The 24,183-nt window shown below is 37.7% G+C and carries 27 protein-coding genes and 1 pseudogene; 9 read left to right on the top strand and 19 right to left on the bottom strand.

The window, feature by feature from the left end; all coding sequences use genetic code 11:
• The 14 genes and pseudogenes from FZC76_RS11215 to FZC76_RS11155 all read right to left on the bottom strand — a co-directional run bounded on the left by FZC76_RS11215 (window position 1) and on the right by FZC76_RS11155 (window position 13,760).
• Window positions 1–3,240 (bottom strand): hypothetical protein, encoded by a 3,240-nt coding sequence (locus FZC76_RS11215; protein ID WP_316246605.1) that lies wholly within the window; start codon window positions 3,238–3,240, stop codon window positions 1–3.
• Window positions 3,241–3,317: 77 nt separating this feature from the next.
• Window positions 3,318–3,662 carry a YunG family protein gene (locus FZC76_RS23765; RefSeq protein WP_455771344.1) on the bottom strand — a complete coding sequence of 115 codons (345 nt, stop codon included), beginning with the start codon at window positions 3,660–3,662 and terminating at the stop codon, window positions 3,318–3,320.
• A 30-nt stretch (window positions 3,663–3,692) separates the two neighbouring features.
• A pseudogene (locus tag FZC76_RS11210) lies at window positions 3,693–4,412 on the bottom strand (alpha/beta fold hydrolase); the annotation flags it as partial.
• Window positions 4,413–4,423: 11 nt separating this feature from the next.
• Window positions 4,424–5,248: a DUF4037 domain-containing protein gene (locus FZC76_RS11205; RefSeq protein WP_148988271.1), complete on the bottom strand. Its 825-nt coding sequence runs from the start codon at window positions 5,246–5,248 to the stop codon at window positions 4,424–4,426.
• Between the two features lie 16 nt (window positions 5,249–5,264).
• Window positions 5,265–5,672 (bottom strand): GNAT family N-acetyltransferase, encoded by a 408-nt coding sequence (locus tag FZC76_RS11200; RefSeq protein WP_148988270.1) that lies wholly within the window; start codon window positions 5,670–5,672, stop codon window positions 5,265–5,267.
• 100 nt (window positions 5,673–5,772) lie between these two features.
• Window positions 5,773–6,255, bottom strand: coding sequence for an NUDIX domain-containing protein (locus FZC76_RS11195; RefSeq protein ID WP_148988269.1), 483 nt, complete (start codon window positions 6,253–6,255; stop codon window positions 5,773–5,775).
• Window positions 6,256–6,281: 26 nt separating this feature from the next.
• The gene (locus FZC76_RS11190) at window positions 6,282–7,094 is read right to left on the bottom strand and encodes a protein phosphatase 2C domain-containing protein (protein WP_148988268.1); all 813 of its coding nucleotides are present in this window, start codon (window positions 7,092–7,094) and stop codon (window positions 6,282–6,284) included.
• A gap of 10 nt (window positions 7,095–7,104) precedes the next feature.
• Entirely contained in the window at window positions 7,105–7,797 is a 693-nt protein-coding gene (locus FZC76_RS11185; protein WP_148988267.1) for a Type 1 glutamine amidotransferase-like domain-containing protein, read from the bottom strand.
• Entirely contained in the window at window positions 7,794–8,384 is a 591-nt protein-coding gene (locus tag FZC76_RS11180) for a YdcF family protein (protein WP_148988266.1), read from the bottom strand. The genes FZC76_RS11185 and FZC76_RS11180 overlap by 4 nt, the downstream gene beginning before the upstream one ends.
• Before the next feature lie 1,180 nt (window positions 8,385–9,564).
• A complete protein-coding gene (locus FZC76_RS23690) occupies window positions 9,565–9,957 on the bottom strand; it encodes a tryptophan-rich sensory protein (RefSeq protein ID WP_148988265.1) in 393 nt (130 codons plus the stop codon).
• 500 nt (window positions 9,958–10,457) lie between these two features.
• Window positions 10,458–10,748, bottom strand: coding sequence for a hypothetical protein (locus FZC76_RS11170; RefSeq protein WP_148988264.1), 291 nt, complete (start codon window positions 10,746–10,748; stop codon window positions 10,458–10,460).
• A 436-nt stretch (window positions 10,749–11,184) separates the two neighbouring features.
• Window positions 11,185–11,847, bottom strand: coding sequence for a CoA transferase subunit B (locus FZC76_RS11165; RefSeq protein ID WP_148988263.1), 663 nt, complete (start codon window positions 11,845–11,847; stop codon window positions 11,185–11,187).
• Window positions 11,848–11,865: 18 nt separating this feature from the next.
• Window positions 11,866–12,555 (bottom strand): CoA transferase subunit A, encoded by a 690-nt coding sequence (locus FZC76_RS11160; protein WP_148988262.1) that lies wholly within the window; start codon window positions 12,553–12,555, stop codon window positions 11,866–11,868.
• A 20-nt stretch (window positions 12,556–12,575) separates the two neighbouring features.
• Window positions 12,576–13,760: an acetyl-CoA C-acetyltransferase gene (locus FZC76_RS11155; RefSeq protein ID WP_148988261.1), complete on the bottom strand. Its 1,185-nt coding sequence runs from the start codon at window positions 13,758–13,760 to the stop codon at window positions 12,576–12,578.
• Window positions 13,761–13,905: 145 nt separating this feature from the next.
• On the opposite strand from FZC76_RS11155, the gene FZC76_RS11150 reads away from it, so the two are divergent.
• The gene (locus tag FZC76_RS11150) at window positions 13,906–14,826 is read left to right on the top strand and encodes a hydroxymethylglutaryl-CoA lyase (RefSeq protein WP_148988260.1); all 921 of its coding nucleotides are present in this window, start codon (window positions 13,906–13,908) and stop codon (window positions 14,824–14,826) included.
• A 55-nt stretch (window positions 14,827–14,881) separates the two neighbouring features.
• A complete protein-coding gene (locus tag FZC76_RS23460; protein WP_262372548.1) occupies window positions 14,882–15,016 on the top strand; it encodes a hypothetical protein in 135 nt (44 codons plus the stop codon).
• 356 nt (window positions 15,017–15,372) lie between these two features.
• Here the strand turns inward: FZC76_RS23460 and FZC76_RS11145 are convergent, their stop codons facing one another.
• Window positions 15,373–15,699: a YnfA family protein gene (locus FZC76_RS11145; protein WP_148988259.1), complete on the bottom strand. Its 327-nt coding sequence runs from the start codon at window positions 15,697–15,699 to the stop codon at window positions 15,373–15,375.
• A gap of 146 nt (window positions 15,700–15,845) precedes the next feature.
• On the opposite strand from FZC76_RS11145, the gene FZC76_RS11140 reads away from it, so the two are divergent.
• The gene (locus tag FZC76_RS11140; RefSeq protein ID WP_148988258.1) at window positions 15,846–16,061 is read left to right on the top strand and encodes a hypothetical protein; all 216 of its coding nucleotides are present in this window, start codon (window positions 15,846–15,848) and stop codon (window positions 16,059–16,061) included.
• Between the two features lie 579 nt (window positions 16,062–16,640).
• Here the strand turns inward: FZC76_RS11140 and FZC76_RS11135 are convergent.
• Window positions 16,641–17,549 (bottom strand): aminoglycoside phosphotransferase family protein, encoded by a 909-nt coding sequence (locus FZC76_RS11135; RefSeq protein WP_148988257.1) that lies wholly within the window; start codon window positions 17,547–17,549, stop codon window positions 16,641–16,643.
• 904 nt (window positions 17,550–18,453) lie between these two features.
• Between FZC76_RS11135 and FZC76_RS11130 the strand changes: the two genes are divergently transcribed.
• Window positions 18,454–18,636 (top strand): hypothetical protein, encoded by a 183-nt coding sequence (locus tag FZC76_RS11130; protein WP_148988256.1) that lies wholly within the window; start codon window positions 18,454–18,456, stop codon window positions 18,634–18,636.
• A gap of 53 nt (window positions 18,637–18,689) precedes the next feature.
• On the opposite strand, the gene FZC76_RS11125 is transcribed toward FZC76_RS11130, so the two are convergent.
• Window positions 18,690–19,061 (bottom strand): VOC family protein, encoded by a 372-nt coding sequence (locus tag FZC76_RS11125; RefSeq protein WP_148988255.1) that lies wholly within the window; start codon window positions 19,059–19,061, stop codon window positions 18,690–18,692.
• A 130-nt stretch (window positions 19,062–19,191) separates the two neighbouring features.
• Here FZC76_RS11125 and FZC76_RS11120 point away from each other — a divergent pair, with 130 nt between their 5' ends.
• Window positions 19,192–19,728, top strand: coding sequence for a GNAT family N-acetyltransferase (locus tag FZC76_RS11120; protein ID WP_148988254.1), 537 nt, complete (start codon window positions 19,192–19,194; stop codon window positions 19,726–19,728).
• On the top strand, window positions 19,725–20,486 hold the full coding sequence (locus FZC76_RS11115; protein ID WP_148988253.1) for a class I SAM-dependent methyltransferase: 762 nt from the start codon (window positions 19,725–19,727) through the stop codon (window positions 20,484–20,486). Before FZC76_RS11120 ends, FZC76_RS11115 begins: the two co-directional genes overlap by 4 nt.
• A gap of 7 nt (window positions 20,487–20,493) precedes the next feature.
• Here FZC76_RS11115 and FZC76_RS11110 read toward each other — a convergent pair whose 3' ends face one another.
• Window positions 20,494–20,892 carry a VOC family protein gene (locus FZC76_RS11110; RefSeq protein WP_148988252.1) on the bottom strand — a complete coding sequence of 133 codons (399 nt, stop codon included), beginning with the start codon at window positions 20,890–20,892 and terminating at the stop codon, window positions 20,494–20,496.
• A 46-nt stretch (window positions 20,893–20,938) separates the two neighbouring features.
• Window positions 20,939–21,667, bottom strand: a complete 729-nt coding sequence (locus tag FZC76_RS11105; protein ID WP_148988251.1) for a nucleotidyltransferase domain-containing protein — start codon at window positions 21,665–21,667, stop codon at window positions 20,939–20,941.
• Between the two features lie 94 nt (window positions 21,668–21,761).
• Here FZC76_RS11105 and FZC76_RS11100 point away from each other — a divergent pair, with 94 nt between their 5' ends.
• From FZC76_RS11100 to FZC76_RS11090, 3 genes are all read left to right on the top strand, one after another.
• Window positions 21,762–22,730, top strand: coding sequence for an alpha/beta hydrolase (locus tag FZC76_RS11100; protein ID WP_392396832.1), 969 nt, complete (start codon window positions 21,762–21,764; stop codon window positions 22,728–22,730).
• Window positions 22,731–22,839: 109 nt separating this feature from the next.
• Entirely contained in the window at window positions 22,840–23,262 is a 423-nt protein-coding gene (locus FZC76_RS11095; protein WP_148988250.1) for a ferritin-like domain-containing protein, read from the top strand.
• 132 nt (window positions 23,263–23,394) lie between these two features.
• Window positions 23,395–24,165, top strand: a complete 771-nt coding sequence (locus FZC76_RS11090) for an alpha/beta hydrolase (protein ID WP_148988249.1) — start codon at window positions 23,395–23,397, stop codon at window positions 24,163–24,165.
• The last annotated feature ends 18 nt before the right edge of the window (window positions 24,166–24,183 follow it).

Here is a 24,183-nt window from a genome sequence, read left to right as displayed (position 1 = left end):
TTATTTCATTTCAGAAAACAGTTTCTGAATCCTATAGTAAGATTGTTTTAAGCGTTCATGATAAGTTGGCATTTCCCATTTTTCCCATGCATATAAGAAGTAATCTTCCTGCCTGCTCTTTCCGTTTACTGTTTTTGGAAGACTATCCACAACATTTCCATTGGAATTGGACACGGCAATAGCACCTATTTGGATTCCATCAACCCATGCACTGCTATTCAATCCATTATCTGTCCACATATCCCCCATCACTTCTCGTTGACCTGGATCCTTCACATTGAGCAACGCCCATGGAATACGAACTTCTAACAAGCCTTCCTCCTCATTTAAATAAAAATCTGTTAAAGAATCGAAGTTTTCTTCGTTGGGATTGGAATTACCAGAACGTAATATACCAGTTTCATAGCTGTCAAACGGGACAATCTGTTCCTCGCCATTTTCATTTTTAACCGTTAACTCTTTGTTTAAAGTTAACCTTATAGGATGAAAAATGCCATTATCTTTTTTATCAGCATACTCCTGCTTCTCTACCATACCTAGCTTATGGCCATACATGTAGTAGAAACTGTCATAATAACTATCTACAAGCATTCTAGCTTTTTTACCATTCTCCACGTTAAGAAGGAAATCTATGCCTTCCGTGAAATAATCAGACCCAGGTACCACCTTTGACTGCCCCTGGTTATTCATTATATTAAACAATAAAGATATCTCATGTTCTTTAAAATTATCCGCCTTCAACTTTACATATAAAAACCCTTCATCATGTGTTACTTGCATCTCTTTTATGATGGAAGAAGGGCTGTACACTGATTTTTGGTCTAAAGCTTTCCAGTCCTCTTCTTTTCCGTCAATAACTATCTTTTGTGCTTGACCGGGTTCAAATGTCAACATTCCGAACATCTGCTCATTTGTCTGGACGTTTTTCCAGTAAGGTCTCTGGTCCGGGTTATCAAAATCCATCGTATTCCAAGTCCGCTTGAACCACTCGTCATGCCATGAAAAGATTAATCCACCTGCCATTTTTTCTTCCACTATATCTTCAAAGAGATGCGCTAAAATCTCTCCCTGCTCTTTTTCGGTATGACCGCCCTGGTTCCAACCGTATATATTATTATGAGTATTCCCTCTTGAAGATGGAATGCCGAATTCAGCAACTAATAGCGGCATGTTGTGTGCTTCTTTCATATGTTGTAAATACCCTGCGTAATTGTTTTTCTCTCCCCGGTGGTCAATATATTCCACATACCGTTTTTCAAAATTAAGGAAATCCGGATAGTATGGATAGATGTGGTAGGAAGCGAACATACCTGCTTCAAACTCATCTTTGAAGAATATCAAATTAGGATTGACGCTTACAAGATCCTCTTCTTCTGAAGGTTCAGATGGATGATCAAGCAAATCGGTAGTCACCCAGTTTGTAAAACTCATTGGCCGCTGCCATTGATAGGTCTCCTGTTCGTAGGTAATCGTATACTCCATCATTTCTGCAAGCCACACTTCAAATGGCTGAGCGCCTTGTGTGAAAAGGAATTCTCCATTAAACTCAGATATACCTGTATTTTTCCTATTTGTATTCAGCACTACTTGCGGATCCCACTCTACCCCGAGGACCCACCCGAGTACATAGGGTGAAACGTCTGCCGTGTATTTTCCATGTGCATGACCAGGACGCTCTTCTAGAACTACATCTCCATGAATTAAATCAACGGTTTTTTGGATTTCTTCTTTAAAATCTTTGACATTTTCCTCCGCAAAAGCATCATTTGACTCCAGGAAAACCTCTTCATTTATCCAGATGCCATGAAATAGATAGATGGGTTCCTCTGCCATACGATTGTATTCAGCCAAAGCCTCATAAAAGTGCGGAGGATGAATCGTATAAATTCGTATAGCATTAGCATTCATGTCGCCAATCTGCTCAAACCAACGGTAATACTCTTGCTTCGTAATAGCTGTTTCACCTGGCCACGTTCCTGGTTTCGCTATTCCCATGTTAACCCCTTTAATCAGAAAATTTTCCCATTTTCCATCTTTTTGTATTTGTAAATAATCACTGCCTGCTCTGCCTGGAATATAGGATTCACCTACAAGATTAGCATTTACTTCCTTTTTTACAGTGCTCTTATTTTTCTGTTGCTGCATAATTTCACTCATCATAGGATGATACACTCTCCAATAAAAGGATTTTAGATCATCTTTATTCCTTGCCTGCCATTTCTTCAGAGCCGTATATCCTTTTGCTTGATAAAGGGATGGGAGTTCTGCCTGGTCAGCGAAATCACCTGAGAAATAGTAGCTTTCATGAGTAGGGTTTACATGATGTATGACGGCTGGAAATTTGACAGGAATCCCATTTTCTATTAATTTTTCTTCTGCTTCATTTGTTAATGAAAGGGAGAAGGATGCAAGCACCTCATCATTTTCTTTGGGTGCGATAATATCAAACCAATACTGATAGGCTGCTCTATCCTCAAGATTAAAGTGTTCTTTGCCATTTTGCGTAAATTCAAACATGACATGTTGTTTTTCCATATCTTCCTCTGTTAAGACTAAGAGCTGATCGCTATCATGAACGAATACCATCCCTTTACCACTAAAATCCCACTCTTCCCCGTACTGCTCAAGATAATTCTTTTTTGCCCAGACAGGTACTTCTGACCCTTCAAGCTCTGTAAAGAATCTCCCTATCCAGCCTGTCCACTCTAAATTATACAGTTGGTAAAATGACTCTTTTACCTCTTCTGGAGTAGGACTTCCAAATGTGTTAAACTCTCCAATTAATGTTGTACCATGTGTAGATACAGCTTCTCTTATATAGTCCACATCCTCCGATGTCATGCCCCCGTATATCAGGTCGGAACGTTGCCCTTGAACATTGCCTGTTGTGATATCCTCTTCATATACACCGTATCCATCTGCTATATAGATTACATCGTGCACCTTATTTTCAGGAAATGATCTAACTTTATTAGAAACATCACTTTTTGGGTCATATCCGACGTAATCTGAATGCAGATTGTAATTACTTCCGTCTGTTTTGCGTATTTTTTGCTGGTTAAGTAACCACGTCAGCCCTAAATGCTCCCTGTAAGAATCATCTGGCACCGTTTTATCTACAATTAACACATCAAGTGTTGTAGAAGGCTTAAGCAGCCATCCTATTACTGGTGAACAAAAACCAAGAATTAATAACAGTATTAATATTACCCACAGCCACATTCTTTTCTTTTCCATCATAACCATGCACCCACTTCTGAAAGGGGAGTGATTTTGACTTTATCGTACATAGTCATATTAATAATCTCCTAAACTCTTCATCTATTTATCTGGTATGACAACATATTTTTCTTTAACGTAAGGTATTGTTCCAGGTTTGTATCCTGAAATGCTTCTGCTCTATTGGAAGGAATATCGGAGTAATGTACTCCTTTATCAAACTGAGAGGATGTATAATCATAGCGAATACCATTTATCTTGTTATAGAAATGCCAACCTTTAGGCATCAAAGTCTTAACAATTTCCCCTCCCAAAAAGTCTTGAACTATTAGTGAGGTTACTCCACATTGGCCTTTAGCAGGATTCTCAGGACTCCACTTTGAACTTGTGTTTATAGACCAAGATTCAAAAAGGACATCTATTAGATTTTTCTCGTTAATCATTTTTCTATTTTTTGAACGATTAGTGTTTGATAAAGATTTTATATACCTTAGGATTATGTTTATTACCAGCTTCGGTTCATCGTTCTGAATGTAATGAGCACTATTTTCAGCAATTAAGAATTGACCGTTTGTCGTGAATCTTAGAATCTCTTCTTGCATCCTGTTCCATAAGGCTTGGGATTCCTTGGAATAATGGTCTTTTTTCCCTGCTGACAAAACAATGGTGGGTGTACCTGAAACTCTATTACTTTTGTGTAGTTGTTTCAAACTCTCCATAAACTCATGGAAGTTCCCTTCACGAGTGAACTGCTTTTTATAAGCCACTTTGAATTCTTCAGACATAGTGGGGAGAAATCTTTCCGCGTAGTCTTCTGGAGTAGAGTCTATCAACACTAAACCAGCCACTTCCTGAGGGTACAGATTATTGAATAAACGCATGTTGACACCACCGTACGAATGACCTACAAGAATATAGGGGGGCAAGACCTTCTTACTCTTTAAGAGCTCTCTTAATTCCTCTACCATAAAAAGGCTGGTCCTCGGATTAGAGCTTCTTTCGCTTTTCCCAAGTCCAGCTCTGTCATATAGAATGACCTGAGTTAATTTTGATAATTCAGGATAGATTGATTTCCAGGCTTTTGAATAGTCTCCATATCCAGCATCCATGATGACAGTTGGAAATTCATTTGATTCCCCATATATTGTACAATCCAAGTGAAGACCGTTTAAATTTGTCTGACTATCATTCATACCGATTCCCCTTACTTTAAATAGCTAATACCAAGCTTTTGTTTTTCTATATTTAGTTTGGGTTTATGTATTTCCACTATGTTGATAACCTCTTCTACTAATTGTTCCAAGCTTGCAAGACTTTCCATTGGATTTCCAAGTAAAATATCATTCATCCTTGAAAGAAATTGATCTGGTTTTATATGCATTTGTTCTATTTTATGAGGCAACCACTTGTATTCAGGATGATGCACATACAGTGAGTTTAAGCCGAATAAAACACCCATTAATTTCTTTTGCACATTACAAAAAACATTGTATAACATTAGCCAATCCTCACGTTCTAGAAGGGCTCGACGGTTATTCCACCTGCCACCAAATTCAAGATTTTCTAAAACCATCTTAATCGCCAGTTCACTTGGGTATTTAACCACACGTTTTTTAAACGTATTAATTAAATTTTTTCCATGTAGCCCTGTTCCATCTTGTATAGAAGCAACTAGGCATTGTTTATCAAAATTAACCTTAGATTTTACCACTACATCTTCTACAACGGATTGAATGGTTGAAGTAAGAAAATTACTAATCTCTAATTTGATTCCTTCACTTGTGACATATGATTCTGACCATTCTTCCTCTTCATAAGGATAATAGGTTAAAATACTTCCATTTACACACCGAATGGGTCCTTTTCTATCTGCATCAGTAGGGGCTTCTTTCCAAAGAATATGTAATTCAATATCTGAAAACTCATCCTCCCAACCCAATGCAACTGATCCAGCAAGGAGAATGGCATCTACCTTTGGGTTCGTTTTGTATATAGCTGCCACTTCAATGGCTTTTTGTTTTAAGTTCATATATCTAACCCCGTGTTTATGTTTTTCTATATCCATAAAATTCTCTAAAACCGTTTTCCTTATAGAAGTCCTTTGATGTGGAAGTGGCAAGTAAATCTAGTCGTGTTGAAGGGTACATTTCATGAACATATTGAAGCAAGAATTTTGCAATTCCTAAACCTCGATATTGCTTGGATATCAAAAGTTCACATATAAATAATGTTATAGAATAATCTGTAAGCCCCCGGACATAACCAACCAAAGAATTTTCCTTCCACACACAATAAGTAATATTTGAATTTTCCCAAGCTTGTTTTGTGAATGTTTCTTTTGATACAAGGTTGTTCCATTTTTCTTCTTTATTTAGTTGTTGAATATAGAGAAAATCATCGCTTTTATATTCACTGACATATATGGATTCTCCATTTCTAAGTTGAAAATGCACTTATTTGTTCCCCTTACTTAAATTTGATATGACTGATCCCTAACTACAACAGACTGAGGTTGAAATTTAATTCTCGGATAATTTGCAAAGCTCCCCACTCCTATTTATCTATTGTATATTCCTCCAAGTTTTGTTCTTCAATTATTTCAATGTTTCTTCTATTCTCTACATAATCATGAATGTGTTCCCTAATATTCGGATATAGAATCACTTTATCCAATTCGGTTAAAGGAATCCATTTTACTCCTGTCTGATTAGGATCTGGTTTCGCCGGCATTCCTGGAATACAGTCTTCTTTAATGTTACATTCAAACATTAGCCCCAAGGAGTGCGTGTCACCGTACTTGTTATTATTTAGGTGAGGGGCATATTCATAAACAAATGCCAAAGTGCCCACTTCCACATCTATAGACGCTTCCTCTTTTGCTTCTCTTTTTACAGCTTCCTTTACCGTTTCACCTGGCTCTGTTCCTCCAGCAGGTAAATTATAATGCAAACCATTTTCATCATTAAATTCAATTAATAAAATAAAGGCGTCCTGTATGATTAATGCGCCAGCTCTAACTCTCATATGAAATGACATTTGTGTAGTACCCACCTTTTTTCTATTCACTTTAAGTCACTGGGAATGGTTGCCTCTTTATTGTTTTGTATCACCCATGAAACAATCGTTGTACTATCCCGTACGTTGTTTGATTGAATATCCTCCAGTAGCTTCCTGACTCCTATCTCACAAGACGCGATACCGTGAAGCATACGGTAGATATCTTTTGCATAGTTATATGGAGCATTCGGACATTCCACTAAACCGTCCGTTGTCATAAAAATATGATTTTCACCAGTCCTCAGTTCCTTCACACCCGTGCTATAACAGGGAACATCTTTGTTGAATGTACTTTCTTTACCGACCCATTCATAAAAGCTGCGATGATTCTGTTGATATTCGCCTAACTTCTCAAGTTCAGGGTGTTGTAGAAGTAATAAACAATCACCTATCGAAAACCACCACAGATAGTTGTCTTTGCGGAAAACAAGTAAACAGGCTGTCTCTCCCTGAACATTCTCACACTCCTGTATGAAACTTTCACTCTGAAAGATACCTAAGACCAAGCGATTCAAACTTTTAAATAAACTGTTTATTGGCAATGTAAAAATATCCAGAAATCTTTTTTCGTTCTTTTCAATTGTTGAAATAACCAATTCAGCACTTTCCGCTGAAAAATGGGCATCTAGTAAAATAACAAACTCCCAATCCTGGTTGTCATCACACCAGATCAAACACCCATCTTCGTTTTTATATTGCCCTGAAGTGGAATTCCCACCAAAACGACCGAGAACAACATCTTCCCCAACTTTCATTACACTAATTTCATCCACAAAATGCTTCTTGCTACCTACCCAGCTTAGTTTCTTTACTACCATATAATCCCCTCTACCCAAGGTATCTTGTTGGAAGTTCTTTTTCAATCAGCATTTTATTGAAATAAACTTTATATGCTTTTGCACTTGGCCTTGAACTAACAATATGCTCGAGTTTATCGTCCATATAATGGAGAGCAACACCATCATCAGTTGCGATACCTGGAATAATGCTTTTGCTTGCAACCATTTCTTGATAGGATGGCCTCCTTTTTATCTCCCCATCATAATGAGGACAGTTGCTACCTTCCAGGAAACCTAAGCACTGAAGAGGCTCCAATACATCACCAAAGGAATCTGTCACCCCTTCTTGAAACCAACAAATGGAACCTGCACTAATGCCTGCCAGTAACACACCCTGGTCATAGGCCTTTTTGAGAATGACGTCTAGTCCCCATTCTCTCCACAGTAGTAATAGATTTCGAGTGTTCCCACCTCCAACATAAATAATATCTTTTTCTAGTAAAAAAGTTTCAAAGTCTCTTGTAGGCGGGTTAAAAAGAGAAAGATGGGAAGGTACACATTCCTGCTTCTCAAAGAACTCATTGAACCTAGCAATATAATTATCCGCGTCACCGCTGGCGGTAGGGATAAAGCATATTTTAGGTTTGGTCTTACCTGATTGTTGAAGGATATAGCGATCTAGCAATGGATTTTCAGGCTCCATGGAAAAGCCTCCCCCACCGAGGGCTATTAGCTGTTTCATATTTCATTTTCCCCTTTCTCTTTTAATAGGTGTATAGTGTTCCACCTAGGAATGATTTCACCGAAATATGTACCAATCTTCTGAACTTCATTCATAACACGATTTATGCCCATTTCTGTTAAAAACCAGTTTTCCTTTGTTATTCCATATCTATCAACACAAGGTGAGACTAAAAACTCACAATCTATTGGAAATTCGGCTTGATAGCATAATAATGAACGTCGAGCATGCCCTGCTTTACAAATCAAGATTGCTTTTTTCGGAACTAAATTGTTCCTATGAAGAACTTCTAACGAAAAGCGAGCATTTTCTAATGTATGTTGTGCCTTGTCTTCTTTTAACATTGCCTTTTCAGGGATTCCATTTTCCATGGCAAGGTTTCGTAAATACTCCCATTCAGTCATTCCAACGTGTGGTTTATATCCGCCAGATGGAAGCACATAAGGAGCCATTCCTTGCTTATACAATTCAGCAGCCTTCTCCATTAATGGAGGATGATTGGCACCTGGCACTAATATTACGTCTGCTGGGGAAACAGCAGTTTCCACAAAAATAAATTCAGTAATACAATCAAACGGGTTTACCATCTGAATAAGCTCCTTTTATATTTTTTAGCGTTCTATGATCACTTTTTATTGAAAAACCTACTGTATATATTAACATAAAATACCATAATCTTTAGATTAATTGATTGTGTATATAGAAAATTTAACCTACAAAAATAACTCAGATCGAAAATGAACTGAGTTAAAGATTGTATATTTTGTTAGGCGCTTATTCAGCAATTGTTTCAAATGTTAGTGGAATAAGTAGTTTAAAAAAGTTAAGGTTTATCTCCTGTAAGCCACGCAAATAGGTATCCGATAAATACAATTATTAGAAACAGTAAAATCTTTGCGACCTTTACGATTTTATTTATTAACAAATTATGCCTTGTCTGTTTTTTAATTTTAATAACATCTAATGAGATAAAATAATGGATAAGTGATAAAAAAGTAATCATTATTGACAGCCTCCAGGGGAGTCTTTAACTTACTTTTCGTTCAATAATTATTGCCCAAAACATATTTAAAGAGCGAACCGCTTAGTAGCAATCGCTCCCGGAAAGTTGAAATAGGACCTGTCCTAATAGAAAATTCCCTTGTCAACTAATTACAACGACCAAAAACTAATTGGTTTCTGGTGATTTTTTATACAATTTCAACATAAAAAACATTAAGATACCTAATATTAATAGCGTGAAGGGTAAAACCATTATATTTCCTTCACCAAATAACGAGACCAAAACCTCGTGGTATGAAGGCATGCCAAACGTGCTCAACGGAAGTAGAGTTGAGAGTAAAGCCCCAGTAACAATCGCAAGCAAAAACAGTTTTTTCTTATAAATTATCATCACCCTCTTTAAACCATTTTAACATACAATTCCTAATTATGTGAAAATTATCAAAAGGAAAAAAGTACTTTTTATGTCGTAGTCAATAACTGTCCCATATTTCCAATCTTCACTTTCTTCCAAAAGATCCACTATTTTATCTTCAAGTGATACTTCCCTACCAATAATATTAATAGGACTAAAGAATATGCAAAATGTGCACTTGTTATTCTACTCACTATTCTAAAAACGCCAATAATTATATAAGAAACAAGCCGTTTCAACAATCGCCCCTAGTTAATTAAAGAGGAGTTTCAAATTATGAATTCTGCAAATATAATCCTAAAGTCCATATTAAATCATACAATAACCATACAAGATACGGTATAAGACCTCTAAATGAATAAACATCGATTTTTTTTAGGGGCTAATGTAACAACAATTATTGAAAATGGAATTAAACTAATAAAGCCTAAAAATGTGCTTTTAAGACCAAAGAATAAATAATTCCATAATTCGTTACCTATCAACATACTTATTGTTAAGATTAGAGCAATTTTTCGCAACTTTGATTCTGAAATATTATTAATCTGTCTGTATAAAATGATTCCTGACATAATGTAATAAAAAATCCCTACAATAATAAATATCCATAATGGTACTAAGTACCAGGGTTTATTAAGATTGGCATACCATACTGTTAATGCATCATCAACAAAAACGTTACCTACAACTGCAAAAAAGAATACAACTGAAATACTAATCAGTATTGACTTAATAGTAATCATCTCCTTTTACAAATAAGTTTATGAATTAGATTCCTAACATTACCATCCATTTTTAAATAGCTATAATCCCAAATTGTAAAAATTTCCACAACAATTTTCTTCAAGAATTCTTCCCATTAACGGAATTACGCTTACGTTGCACCTTATTATTTTAACATAATTTTCCACTAAGCCTATAAAAAATAATTATGCACTTTTACCTAAAAATTGTTATATCTGAATTTGCATCATAAAATAGGTGAATTTGCCGTCATACAATGGCTGGTGTTATGTTGCAAATAAGAGTTACCTTCTATCTGACTGGACTGGAAAAACTTTAATACAACCAAAAATTGCCTATCAAATTAGCTTGCAAATTGATAGGCAAATTATTACTTTTCTATTTTTGCGATGGGTAACGAAATCCGCTTTATTTTCCAGGCTTATTTCATGGGTATTTGTACTTAAGTAGATTTACATTTTAGTGGCGAAGGAATTAGGGGATTGGACTTGAGGAAACATTAAACTTCTGTATTTTTCTCTAACCTATTGATCCTAAATTCCAATTTGGCGTTTTTCTCAATCAGAAGATCTGTATCAAACTTAAACGAATCGAGTCTTTCGTTTGTGGCGTTAAGTCGTAAATCGATCTTTTTCATATCACGCCTGTATTCATCTTTATATTGTTTAAACTCGACTTTAAGCGTATCTACATCACTCTTCAATGTGCTAACATCACTTTTCAACGTGCTAATGTCTGTTTTCATCTCATTGATTCCTTGCAAGATTTGTTTTAACAGTTCATTTTCCACTTTAGCTCACCTCCCTTTACCTTATTATAGCATGCTTATTAATTAGCATGTACAAAACATTGTCATTATATAGGCAAAAAGACCCGAATGTAACTTTCAGAATAATACAAGATTGAATGAACATAGTTTTTTATAAGGAGCTATTTCCGCCTAATTATTACACAAGCTTCAACTAAGGGGTTGACTGCTTTGTACAGGAATAAAAATAAACAATTGATCATATTTTTAGGTATTTTGCTATTGCTAATTCTTGTTGTTAATGTTGTCCATCACGTACGGATCTATGTTGTTTATAGTTCGGGTGTAGGTCCATTCATTCTGGGAGGACTAATTATTTTGGCAATAGTTGTTCTGTATGTTAGAAGGTAAAAATATTGTTCCTAATAAAAAAACAGGAAGGATGACTGCTCCCTCCTGTTAGCTTTATAGCTGAATCCTAAAAAGCCTCTAACTTCACATGCTCATCCACAATCAGCGTCGGCTCTGTCGAATTCTGGATATCCTCCACCGTATACCCGCTTGCCACTTCCACAAGCTTTAAGCCCTGATCTGTTACATCCATTACTGCACGATCAGTGATAATTCGGTCCACCACACCTTTACCGGTCAAAGGCAATGTGCAATTTTTTAAGATTTTTGCTTCACCGGCTTTATTGACGTGATCCATAATGACAATGATACGTTCAGCACCGTGCACAAGGTCCATTGCGCCGCCCATGCCTTTGATCATTTTTCCTGGGATCATCCAATTGGCAAGGTCACCATTTTCGCTCACTTCCATGCCACCTAAGATCGCGATGTTAACATGGCCACCACGAATCATCGCAAATGATTCAGCGCTGTCAAAGTAGGCTGCTCCAGGGATGGCCGTTACGGTTTCTTTTCCAGCATTGATAAGGTCTGCATCCACATTCTCTTTTGTCGGGTATGGCCCGATGCCTAATAGGCCGTTTTCTGATTGCAGGACTACCTGCTTGTTGTCGGATATGTAATTCGCCACAAGAGTGGGCATCCCGATTCCAAGGTTCACATAGTAGCCGTTCTCGATCTCTTTTTCTGCTCTTTTTGCTATTTTTTCGCGGTTATTTATAGTTGTCATCGTTTGTTCCCCTCCTTGCTAGTCTCTTGTGGTAACACGTTCAATTTTCTTTTCTTGCTGACCTACGATTAGTCGTTGAACATAGATGCTTGGTGTCTGAATCAAGTTTGGATCCAAGTCACCAATCTCTACCAGCTCTTCCACTTCGGCAATGGTTACTTTACCAGCTGCAGCAATCATTGGGTTAAAGTTTCGAGCCGTTTTGTTGTAAATGAGGTTCCCCATTTTATCAGCCCTGGTCGCTCTCACTAAACTGAAATCAGCACTGTAAGCTTCTTCAAGCAAGTATTCTTTTCCGTTAAATTCACGGACTTCCTTGCCTTCAGCAATTGGTGTTCCAACTCCCGCTGGTGTGTAGAATGCAGGTATTCCAGCTCCGCCTGCCCTAATCTTCTCAGCAAGTGTACCTTGTGGTGTTAACTCTACTTCTAGCTCGCCAGACAATACTTGACGTTCAAACTCTTTGTTTTCCCCAACATACGAGCCAATCATTTTCTTAATCTGTTTGTTCTTCAATAGAAGTCCAAGACCCCATTCATCAACACCGCAGTTATTGGAAATGACCGTTAAATCTTTTACCCCTGTTTCCACAAGTGCAAGAATTAAGTTTTCCGGAATGCCGCACAATCCAAATCCGCCGACCATGATGGTAGCTCCATCATGAATGTCTTTTACCGCTTCTGTAAAGGATGTATAAATTGGTTTCATCTTAAGTTGCACCTCTCTCTTTATATGTTTTCAACAATTGTAGCGACACCTTGTCCGCCGCCAATACATAGTGTTGCAAGTCCTTTTTTTGCGTCACGGCGTTTCATTTCGTGGATAAGTGTTACTAAAATTCTAGTTCCACTAGCACCTATCGGGTGACCAAGTGCGATTGCACCGCCATTAACATTCAGCTTTTCAGGATCGAACTGCAATTCCCTGCCGACCGCAAGTGCCTGAGCGGCAAAAGCTTCGTTTGCTTCTACGAGGTCCATATCTTCCATGGACTGTCCGCCTTTTTCCATCGCTTTTTTCACGGCTGTAACAGGTCCGATACCCATGATACTTGGATCTACCCCACTGCTTGCATTTGCCACAATCTTAACTAGCGGTTTGATTCCAAGCTCCTCCGCCTTCTCCTTGCTCATTACCACCACAGCCGCAGCTCCGTCATTTATCCCAGATGCATTACCAGCAGTTACTGAACCATCCTTTTTAAAAGCAGGACGCAGCCCGCCAAGCTTTTCAGCTGTGGTTCCTTTTCTAGGATATTCGTCTGTATCTATCGTCAGGATTTCTTTTTTCTTCTTTACTTCTACAGGAACAATCTCATCTTTGAACTTACCGTCTTCGATTGCCTGTACTGCTTTTTGTTGACTGTTAGCAGCAAATTCATCTTGTTCTTCTCGCGTTAACTCGTATTTATCGCAAAGGTTTTCGGCAGTGACACCCATATGGTAATCATTGAAAACACAAGTTAGTCCATCCGCTACCATGCTGTCCACTACCTTTTGGTCTCCCATTCTAAATCCGTCACGTGCACCTTTTAACAGGTAAGGGGCCTGAGACATATTTTCCATACCACCTGCAACTACTATGTCAGCATCTCCAGCAAGGATTGCTTGTGTGGCAAGATGTACTGCTTTAAGACCTGAACCGCAAACTTTATTAATTGTCATAGAGGACACTTCTTGCGGCAGTCCAGCTGCCATCGCCGCTTGTCTTGCAGGATTTTGTCCAAGTCCTGCCTGCAGCACATTCCCCATGATTACTTCATCAACACTATCTGGTGCAAGCCCGGCTTTTGCGAGCGCTTCTTTAATTACTACTGACCCTAACTGTGGAGCGGAAACATCTTTAAATACCCCACCAAAACTTCCAATCGCTGTTCTGACAGCGCTTACAATGACTACATCTTTATTCGACATGATATCCTCTCCTCTCGACTGATTAATTTCTAGATTCATGTCGAAAATCCTTCTTTTTTTATAAAATTTCTATTATTCTTGCTTTTAGTACCCTCTATTCCATAAAATTAAAGATGGGAGAAATTATTGTGAAGGGGGAACAACGATGAAATTGCCGTCCAAAGCAACCATTATTGAAGTCGGTCCACGTGATGGATTGCAAAATTTGAAAACATTTGTACCGACGGATGCGAAAATTGAATTTATTACGGAATTAAAAAAATCAGGTATTCCAGAGATGGAGCTAACCTCCTTTGTCTCTCCAAGGTGGGTACCACAAATGTCAGATGCCGCTTCTATCATCGAAAGTTGCAATGATAGGGAGACTAGAAATTTTGTGTTGGTACCAAACCAGAAAGGCATTGAGAGATTAAAAAGCACTTCATGTAAAAATGCCGCTGTGTTTGTAGGTGTAAGCGATACATTTAATAAGAAAAATATTAATAAAACTACCGAGGAAAGCTTGGTGGAATTGGAACCTTTAGTAAAAGAATTAAAAGAACAGGGATTCTTTGTTCGTGCGTGTATCTCAACTTCTTTTTATTGTCCATATGAAGGGAAAGTTGAGATGAAGGATGTCGTTTCATTATGTAAGCGATTTGTTTCTTTTGGAGTGGATGAATTAAGTGTTGCAGATACTATTGGAATGGCGAATCCAAAGGAATCCTTTCAGCTTTTCTCTGTTTTGAAAGAGGAACTAGTTGACGTAATGTTAACCGCTCATTTTCATAACACCCGCGGTATGGCTTTGGCTAATATTTTTGCTGCACTTCAAGCTGGCGTAGATAGATTTGACACATCAGCAGGCGGCCTAGGGGGATGTCCGTTTGCACCTGGTGCATCCGGAAATGTTGCAACAGAGGACGTTGTCTATATGCTTGAACAAATGGGCATTGATACTGGTATCAATTTGAAACGGATTGTTAGAGCATTGGAGAATCTCCTTCCTCATCTGGATAAACAATATGAAAGCCAATATTATAAACTTGTACAAGCGAATGGAACAGCTGTCCCTCCTGGTGTATAAATCATTGCTTCCTTACTCACATTAATTAGGGAGAATAAGGAAGGGAGAGACCTCTATGTCCAAGCATAATAACCATAATGGTCCCAGCCAAAAGGGACAGCCTAACGCTCAGAGCGTAAAGCAAGTTGTTTCTGCGGAAGAAGTGGAACGCGCAAACCATCCGACAAAGCGTCAGAATTCGGAGCAATAATTTTTGATGGAAACTGCAGTGGTGCAGTTTCTTTCTTTTTTGGCGTTTGATGCCAGTTTCTTGTGTTTCAAGCTAACTTTGTCTTTATTGACTTCCTATGAACCACGGCAACTGAGAATTTATGTTAAGATCATCCCCATTGACCTTCTATGAACCCCGGCAACTCATGATTTATGTAAAGAATGTCCTCATTGACCTCCTATGAACCCCGGCGACTCCTAATTCATGCTAACATTGTCCTCATTGACCTTCTATGAACCCCGGCAACTCCTAATTCATGCTAACATTGTCCTCATTGACCTCCTATGAACCCCGGCAACTCCGCAATTATCCAAACTTTGTCCTCATTCTCCTCATTAACTTCTTGGTGCAAATAACATGACTGAAACTCCCACCAAGCAGATACCTGCTCCGATCCAATCGAAGAAATCCGGGGTCTTCCTATCCACTCCCCATCCCCAAAGTACTGAAAGTATGATAAATACACCGCCATAAGCAGCATAAACTCTCCCAAATGAAGGAAAACTTTGAAACGTTGCCAACACACCATATAACGCCAATGCAATTCCTCCAGCCAATCCCAAATACGCAGATTTCCCCTCCCTAAGCCACAGCCAGATCAAATAGCCCCCACCAATTTCCGCTATACCAGCAATGATAAAAAGTGCAAACGCATGAACCAATATCAACACTCCCTAATAATCATTTCAATTCCACCAACCGTACCTCCAAATGAGGTCTAAAACAATGTTTCCAAACATAATTTGTAAAAAGTGTTATAAGAGCAAGCTCCTATAACCCATTCTAAAATGAAACAGGTGAGTTCTCTATGTATTTCGTTTACTTCATGGAAAATAAGAATGTAGTTTTAAGTCAGTATCGGAAAGAGCTGCCGAACGTGGATGAGGAATTGAAGATAAAGGGGCGCAAAGGGAAAGTCCTCAGTGTAAATCATGTTGATGACCGACATATTAAAGTTCACGTTGCTTTAGAGAAAGTCGTAAAAAAAGGATTTGTGGACTTATCGAAAAAGAAGAAGAAATAGAATCATTCAGGAGGGGTTCTTCAGTGAAGAACTTCTTTTTCCATTCTATTCGACCAAACCACCTTCCAAACCTAAAGAACTGTCCAATAAAAGCGCTCTATTTGACCAAACCACCTTCCAAACCTATAGTTCTGTCTAATAGAAGCGCTCTATTTGACCAAACCACCTTCCAAACCTATAGTTCTGTCTAATAGAAGCGCTCTATTTGACCAAACCACCTTCCAAACTTACAGTTCTGTCTAATAGAAGCGCTCTATTCGACCAAACCACCTTCCAAACCTACAGTTCTGTCTAATAGAAGCGCTCTATTCGACCAAACCACCTTCCAAACTTACAGTTCCGTCTAATAGAAGCGCTCTATTTGACCAAACCACCTTTCAAACCTATAGAACTGTCTAATAGAAGCGCTCTATTTGACCAAACCACCTTCCAAACCTACAGTTCTGTCTAATAGAAGCGCTCTATTCGACCAAACCACCTTCCAAACTTACAGTTCTGTCTAATAGAAGCGCTCTATTTGACCAAACCACCTTCCAAATCTATAGATCTGTCCAATACAGCCATACTCCCAAGCTAAAATTACCGAATCTCCCTATACCAACGAGGAATGTTCTCCCTAAATTCATCATGATCCCTCCATACATCCATTGCATACCTGGACAATAGATCATACTGCTCTTCTCCCATTTTCTTCCCCCACACAAATGATGAAACTACATGCATCGCACTATAGAGGGCAAATAGCTGCCAAAATTCCTCACTGATTTCCTGTCCGCCATTATATCCATCAATGGCACCAATGGAAAAAGGTACACTCACCTTCACACCAAAAAAGCCGAGTTTTTGTAAGTCATGAATAGGATCTCCCCAATCCATCCTCTGAAAATCAATAAATCCAGTGAACTTCTTCTCCTTTACGATGATATTGCAAGGGTGAAAATCATCATGCTGGAATCTGTTAGGGCGGCCATCCATTAAGTACTCATTTGATTTTATATAGCTTATAAGTTTACTAATAACTAAGGTGTCTATTTCTTTTAGTAGCTTTAATTCTTTTATGTATCTATCACTTTTTCTTTTTTTATGTATGTTCCATGGTTCAGTTCCTTCAGGAGCAGGATACTCATGCAATTTTTTTAGTTCTTTCCCTGCTTGAAACCCAACATGATACTGCTCTATTTCTGTCAAACTACTTAACGCCTCTTCCCCATCCTTACCAGGCAGATATGTCAATACCATATAAGCTAACCCTCGCGCTTCCTGTTCGCCAAATTCGATGGCTTCTGGCAGAAAATCCGAAAGGGAGGATAACATAGTAATAGTTTCAAATTCTTTCCTTCTATGATCTGCGTCTTCTAAAGGAAACAGTCGAATAAGGTACTTATCATCAATTACGAACTTCTGATCGTTCGAAAACCCCTTGGTAAGCTGTTGTATCCTGTTTGCTTCTCTCATGAAAGGAATTTCATGCTCCATAACTTTAATCAATTACACACATCCCCTTTACTATCGTATGGACATAATATTATCCCTTATTACTAAATAACGGTCCATAATATTTTTATACTACTGCACTTCCTCTTAGCACTTTCTTCATCTCCCACTTAGAAAATCTCCAAATTATGTCCAATACCCCTGTAATACTTATGTTATAATTGAGTGAAAATTATGGATTTAAAACAGACTAAATGAGGTGTTTAAACATTGGCTGCACTTTTAACACTGCTAGGTGATATTTTCGCTGCAATTGCTACTTCCTTTACACGTAACAAGAATAAAAAAGAGAAGGAATAGCATCAATTATTCCTTCTCCCATTCCAACCCTCTCTTCCCTCCAGCTCTTTATTTGTAAGAACACCATCAACCATCCAAACTTCCCATTATTCATTTTCTATTAATCTATATCAACTTTAACATAAAATTACATATTTTTTATTTCACATTACAATCCTCAATATATTGCTTTCTTCAATTTATGGGAGTAGAATGTTTCTTAAAACCTGGCAGGAAAGTGATCTTGATGGTAAAACACTTTTACATAATAATAGCTACCTTATTTCTTTCCTTTCCTTATTTGGCGTATGGAGAAGTAGCACATTCTTTTCCATTACCCAGTGATACCATAACATCTCATAGTGATATGCAGATTGAACCGGTAGTTCAGGCTCCGGGTACTTTTGTCTGGCAAAAAAAGAAAAAGGACTTTATTTTTCAATCCTCACCTTCAAAATTAATAGAAATTCATCAATTTCCATACAAGCATTCAATCAGAAGGAATAACTTAGCAAATCCCCACCTATACCTTACCCCATACTTTTTTCAGGGGAGTTATCTATCTTTTTCAGTGATTTAAATACTAAATAAAACTAAATCACTGAAAAGAGGAAAGTCATTGAACCAGAAAACTGAGCTCAAAAAGTCTATGGAAACATACGTATTACTAATTTTAATGACAGGAATATTTCTCACAACTATTATGGTTGCGGCTGCATTAACCGACCAAAACGTTTTTGCGATGCTGCCTAAATTTTCTTGGAACATGGTAAATAGTTGGGATGAAATTATAAATCGTTAAAAATAACAAAGTCGACTTGATAAGGGATATCCCCCCTTTACAAGTCGACTTTTTTATCTATGTTGATCAATTAAGATAGGATTGCCGTCTGGATCTTCAATGGTGAAACTGGCTGGTCCCTCAGTGGATTCGTCTGCTTCTGTAAGAATCTTGATTCCTTTTCCTTTAAGACTCTTTTGAAGGTCTCTGACATCCGTAAATGCATCCACGTTCTCTGCATTTTGATTCCAGCCTGGATTGAATGTCAAAATATTTTTCTCAAACATCCCTTGAAAAAGACCGATAATACAATCTTCATTTTTCATAATCAACCAGTTTTGGCTGATTTCCCCTCCAAATACTTCAAAGCCGAGACACTCATAAAATTCTTTTGATTTATGTATGTCTTTAACCGTTAAACTGACTGAAAATGCTCCTAGTTTCATGCTTCCTCCCTCTGGATAGGATTTCCCTAGCCGAATAAAGTTCTCTCTCTTATTATAGCCACAACATAGATAGAGAAAGTAGAGAATTTTCACTTTTTTTATATTATAATGTTTCAATGGGGTGATAAAAGTGAATTTTACATATGAAATAGTACCAATTGATAGGTTAGAAACTTGTAAAGAGATTTGTAATGAGCTTATGGTGTACCAGAAATCATTGGCGTATATTACACCAGAGCGTTTTGACGACATGACATATGAAACGCGATTAATTCCGTCAGTAAAAAAAGCTCAACACAATTATGTGGTGGTAGTTAAAGATCGGGATGAAGTGATTGGATATGTTTATTCGAACATTTCTCCAAAAGAAGTCTATTCGTCTGATTTTGCCACTTTTTTTGATATGAATACCGTGGAGAACACACATGTTGGTTGCTTGTCTCAATTCTACATAAAGGATAAATATCGCAAATACGGAATTGGTTCAAAGCTATTTGCCATGTCGATGGATTGGCTGCAGAGTTTCAATAAAGTGGAAGATTATTTTATCTTTGTTTCCAATGGAAATGAGCAAGCACTTGAGTTTTATAAACGAAAGGGCTTTTATGTAAGTCATGACATTTTAAATGGGTTTATTACAGTTTTAAGAAACAAAAGGGTGGCATGATGAATAGTATCTTCAAAGAAAACCTTGGGAAATACGCAGACGCTATGGAGTATGATCGAAAACATGAAAACTATTTAGTAGATTTGCCATTGATTATCGAATGGGCACCGGAAAGTTGCCCTATGATTGAATTGGCGTGTGGAACCGGAAGATTGACTATTCCACTGGCTGAAAAGGGACATAGAATCATTGGTGTGGACATTCATAGGGGGATGCTCGAACGAGCTAAAACCAAAGCTATTAATAAGAATCTCTCCATTCAATGGTTCTTACAGGATTGCACGCAGTTAACTCTTAAACAATCAACTAAGTTAATGTTCATGAGCGGTAACTCCTTTCAACATTTCTTGACCAATGAGATACAAAATGCATTTTTTCAATCCATCCACCGGCATCTAGAAGATCGGGGAATATTCATTTTTGATACAAGAAATCCGATTATGGATGAGTTAGGAAAAGTGGATAAGTATGAAGAGCATTTTAAGCACTCTAATGGTATGCAGGTGGCCGAGTATCATGAGCCCATGACACAGATACTTCACTGCGAGACAGAAAGGAGATTTTTTAAGGGGACAAATTTAGAGTCAATTGAGAAAGATAAAATTTCATTACGTTACGTCTTCCCAATGGAGATGCGCCGGCTTTTAAATGAACATGGATTTGAGGTGTTGCATGAATACGGAGACTGGAACAAAAGTTCATTAACCGCAAAAAGTCCTCAAATGGTCTATGTTTGCCAAAAGAAAGGGAGTAGTTAAAAAGCGACTACTCCTTTCCATGTAAGTCCTTCTGATCTACATTGAATTCAATCAAATTATTGGAGGGATCCATACAAAAGATTTGTGCAAAACTGCTTTTACTATTTGGTTTTTGTATTATTTCAATACCTTTGCTTTGTAAAAATTCTACCGTATGATAATAATCTTTTACTCTGATGGCAAAATGTCCATCTCTACTATCGATATTTTTTTGGTGCCTCAGCGTTTCTGCCTGTTTATTTTCAATTAAATGAAGTTGCGCATTCCCCACCTGATACCATGCTCCAGGAAAATCAAAGTCTGGTCGTTTTAACTCTGGAAACCCAAGAAGTGTTCCATAAAAGTGTTTTGCCTTTACAATATTATTGACTGCTAAGCTGACATGATGTAGGTCTGATATTTTCATCTTGGTTACACACCCAATCTAAAAAGTTTTAGTGCTAGTATAACACTTATTGATCCTTACCTAGTGAAAAACCATCAAACAACCTACCACCATACGGTTCTAATATACTCTTCACAATATGTATTACCTTGCTTTTATCATTCTTACTATAAAATAAATCAAACGCTTGCGTAAATGCTTCTGCGAAGTTCTCATCGTATTCAACAAGAGAACGAATAACCCATTTGGAGGAACCAATCCACCTATTATTGGTTCTTAATGTAAATTCCGCCGCAAGCTCAGCAAGGGTCCCAGCAATAAATATTGCTTCCGATCGATTTGAAGTCCCAATAAAATCATCAAGTACATCCGTAAGAAAATATTGTTTCAACTTAATTGTTGCAGTGTCCCATTTTTCTGGACCTGCATGTAAAAGTGTTTCCGATTCTTGTTTAATACCATCTAAAATACCGTTATCCTTGAGAACAATCCCCTCTGAAATCATCCTTGGCAAACTTGGTCTTGCCCTTTCACAATCGCTTTTAAAAAAGGTTTGATAGGACTCAAGATTATGACAGAATAGTTCAACCGGCCATCCAAACTCGACAAAAGATTCTCTATAAGAATCAGGTATCTTTTGATCAAAGACCACAATATCCAAGTCAGATGTTGCGCTTTCCTGACCACGCACCACACTGCCAGCAAGTATGGCTCCTTCACAATCAGGAAAATATTTATCTACAATTTTCTTTGCAGCTTGTTTGGAAGATAATCGTTGATTTTGATTTACTTGCATCTCTTATACACCTCTTTTCTCAAAAGCATATCATAAACAAATGATCATCTTTAAGAAAATTTTCCTCCCTCTCATTTCCTTCTGACTAATCCAAATGATAAACTATGGTATATATATCCTTTTTGGAGGTTTTTCGGTGAAACAGCTAAAACGTATTTTAATTGTTATGGGCATTTTACTTTCCTACATTCTATTTATCGGCATTTTCTTTACCAATAAAGTAATGTACATTCGTAAAAAAACAAATGAAGAAATTTTACAGCGGGAAAAACTGCTCGGACACTTTAAAGAAGACCTATATATCAAATTGCCAAAACGAGAACTTACTATCCCCTCTCCCCTTGGCTACAATATTTACGGGGAAATGTTTGATGTACCAGGGTCTGCTCGTTATATGATTTTCAGTCATGGTGTGACTCAGAACACCCTCAATTCCATTAAATACATGAATATCTTTCTGGAAAGAGGCTGGAATGTCGTTTTATATGATCACCGAAGACATGGCAAATCCGGTGGAAAGACAACAAGCTATGGATTTTATGAAAAGCACGATTTAAAAGCCGTCGTAGATTGGGTTCGTGAACATGCAGGAAGTGACGCAATCGTAGGTATACATGGGGAATCAATGGGTGCTGCTACGCTATTGATGTATGCAGGAGCCATTGAGGACGGTGCTGATTTTTATATAGCTGACTGTCCGTTTTCTGATCTGGAGGAACAATTGACCTATCGATTAAAAGCGGATTTCAAGATTCCTAAGCAGCTTGTTATTCCAATTGCCAATACTTTTTTACGCATAAGAGATAAGTACTCCATCCGAGATGTCTCACCTATCAATGTTATAGAAAATATTGAAAATCCAGTCCTGTTTATCCACAGTGAACCGGACGACTTTATTCCCATTATGATGACCCAGCAACTTTTCGAAAAGAAGAAAGGGAAAAAACAACTATATGTCGCAAGAAACGGGATGCATGCGATGAGTTACTCTGATAACCGCGAGGAATACGAAAAGGCGATTGATGAATTTTTGGACGAAATTGGATTTGGAATCAATAAATAATTCCTAAGGAGCAATCATACCAATGGTTGTTCCTTTTTTGTTCCTAAGAATAATTTCCTATTGTTAATTGAATCATAAAGGTAGCGACAAATTGGAAGGAGTGAAAGAAATGGACGAGCAAATTAAGGAATTGAATGCTTTTTTGGAAGGCGAATTTATGGGCATTCATGCATATGAACATTATATTAAAAACACAGAGGATGCTGCGATAAAGAAGGATTTACAGACAATTCAGCAGAACCATAAGATGCATGCTATTTTTGTAGCAGAAAGAATTCAGAACTTGGGAGGCGAGGCGGTCGATGATGTTGGCCTTGTCGGAGCTTTTCAGGAAAGAGTTCAACAGGTAAAAGGCTACCCGAAGGATTCTCGTGCCATTATTGATGGTGCCATACATGGCGAGGAATTTGGGTCCGATATGATGGCCGAATTTGTAAAGGGTGATTTGGATTTGGAGAGCAGGAATATCGTTCAGTCTATATTGAATGAGCATAAGCAACATATTGAATTATTGAAGAAACATTTAAAGTAAGTATGAAACGAGGACGGTGCGAATGTCACTGTCCTTTCTTTTATGTTGGTAAGTACTCTCTAAATTTTTCTACCTTCCTTTCATATTTACTTCTATAATAAAAGTAATATAAATAAGGAGGAGCGTAACATCATGCTTGAATATTTTAACGTTAGTATCACCCCTTTTCAATCTGAACGAAGAGTAAGTGTCCTCTTACCTAAAGGATACGAAACATCCGACAAGCGATATCCTGTTTTGTATATGCACGACGGACAAAACTTGTTTATTGATAGTGAAGCAAGCTTTGGAGTGAGCTGGGGGATTAAGGATTATTTAGAACAACAGTCAGACCTTGAAATTATTGTAGTAGGTATTGATTGCAATCATGAAGGTTATGAGCGGTTTAATGAATATGCGCCATGGGAAAATAAAGAACTTGGACAAAGGCTTTTCAATGATGAGAACCTTACAGGTGGTAAAGGCAAAGAATATATTGATTATCTAACGTTTGAATTAAAGCCCTTGATTGATGAAAAATATCGAACACTACCGGAAGATACTGCGATGGCTGGCAGCTCTATGGGTGGACTAATTTCCACTTACGCTGCATGTAAATACCCTCATATTTATAAGAAGATTGCTTCCCTGTCTTCTGCCTATTGGATTAATCAAAGTGAAATGGAAACATACATAAAAGAACGTGATTTAAGTAAAGTCGAACGATTTTATTTGGATGTTGGCACAAAGGAAGATACTTCATTTATCAATCATCAAATTTACATCGACTCCAGTCAAAGTGTGTATGAGTTGTTGGTGGAGAAAATCGATAACGTGCGCTTTGATGTTGTGGAGGATGCCGTTCATAACGAAGCGGCTTGGCGCGAGAGGCTTCCAGTCATGTTTGAATTTTTATATAAGTAATATGAAGCTCTAACACAA

It is taken from the genome of Sutcliffiella horikoshii, from assembly GCF_008180725.1.
GTDB lineage: Bacteria > Bacillota > Bacilli > Bacillales > Bacillaceae_I > Sutcliffiella_A > Sutcliffiella_A horikoshii_B.
Note: the sequence above shows the minus strand (reverse complement) of the source record. Positions and strands in the feature narration are given on the sequence as shown.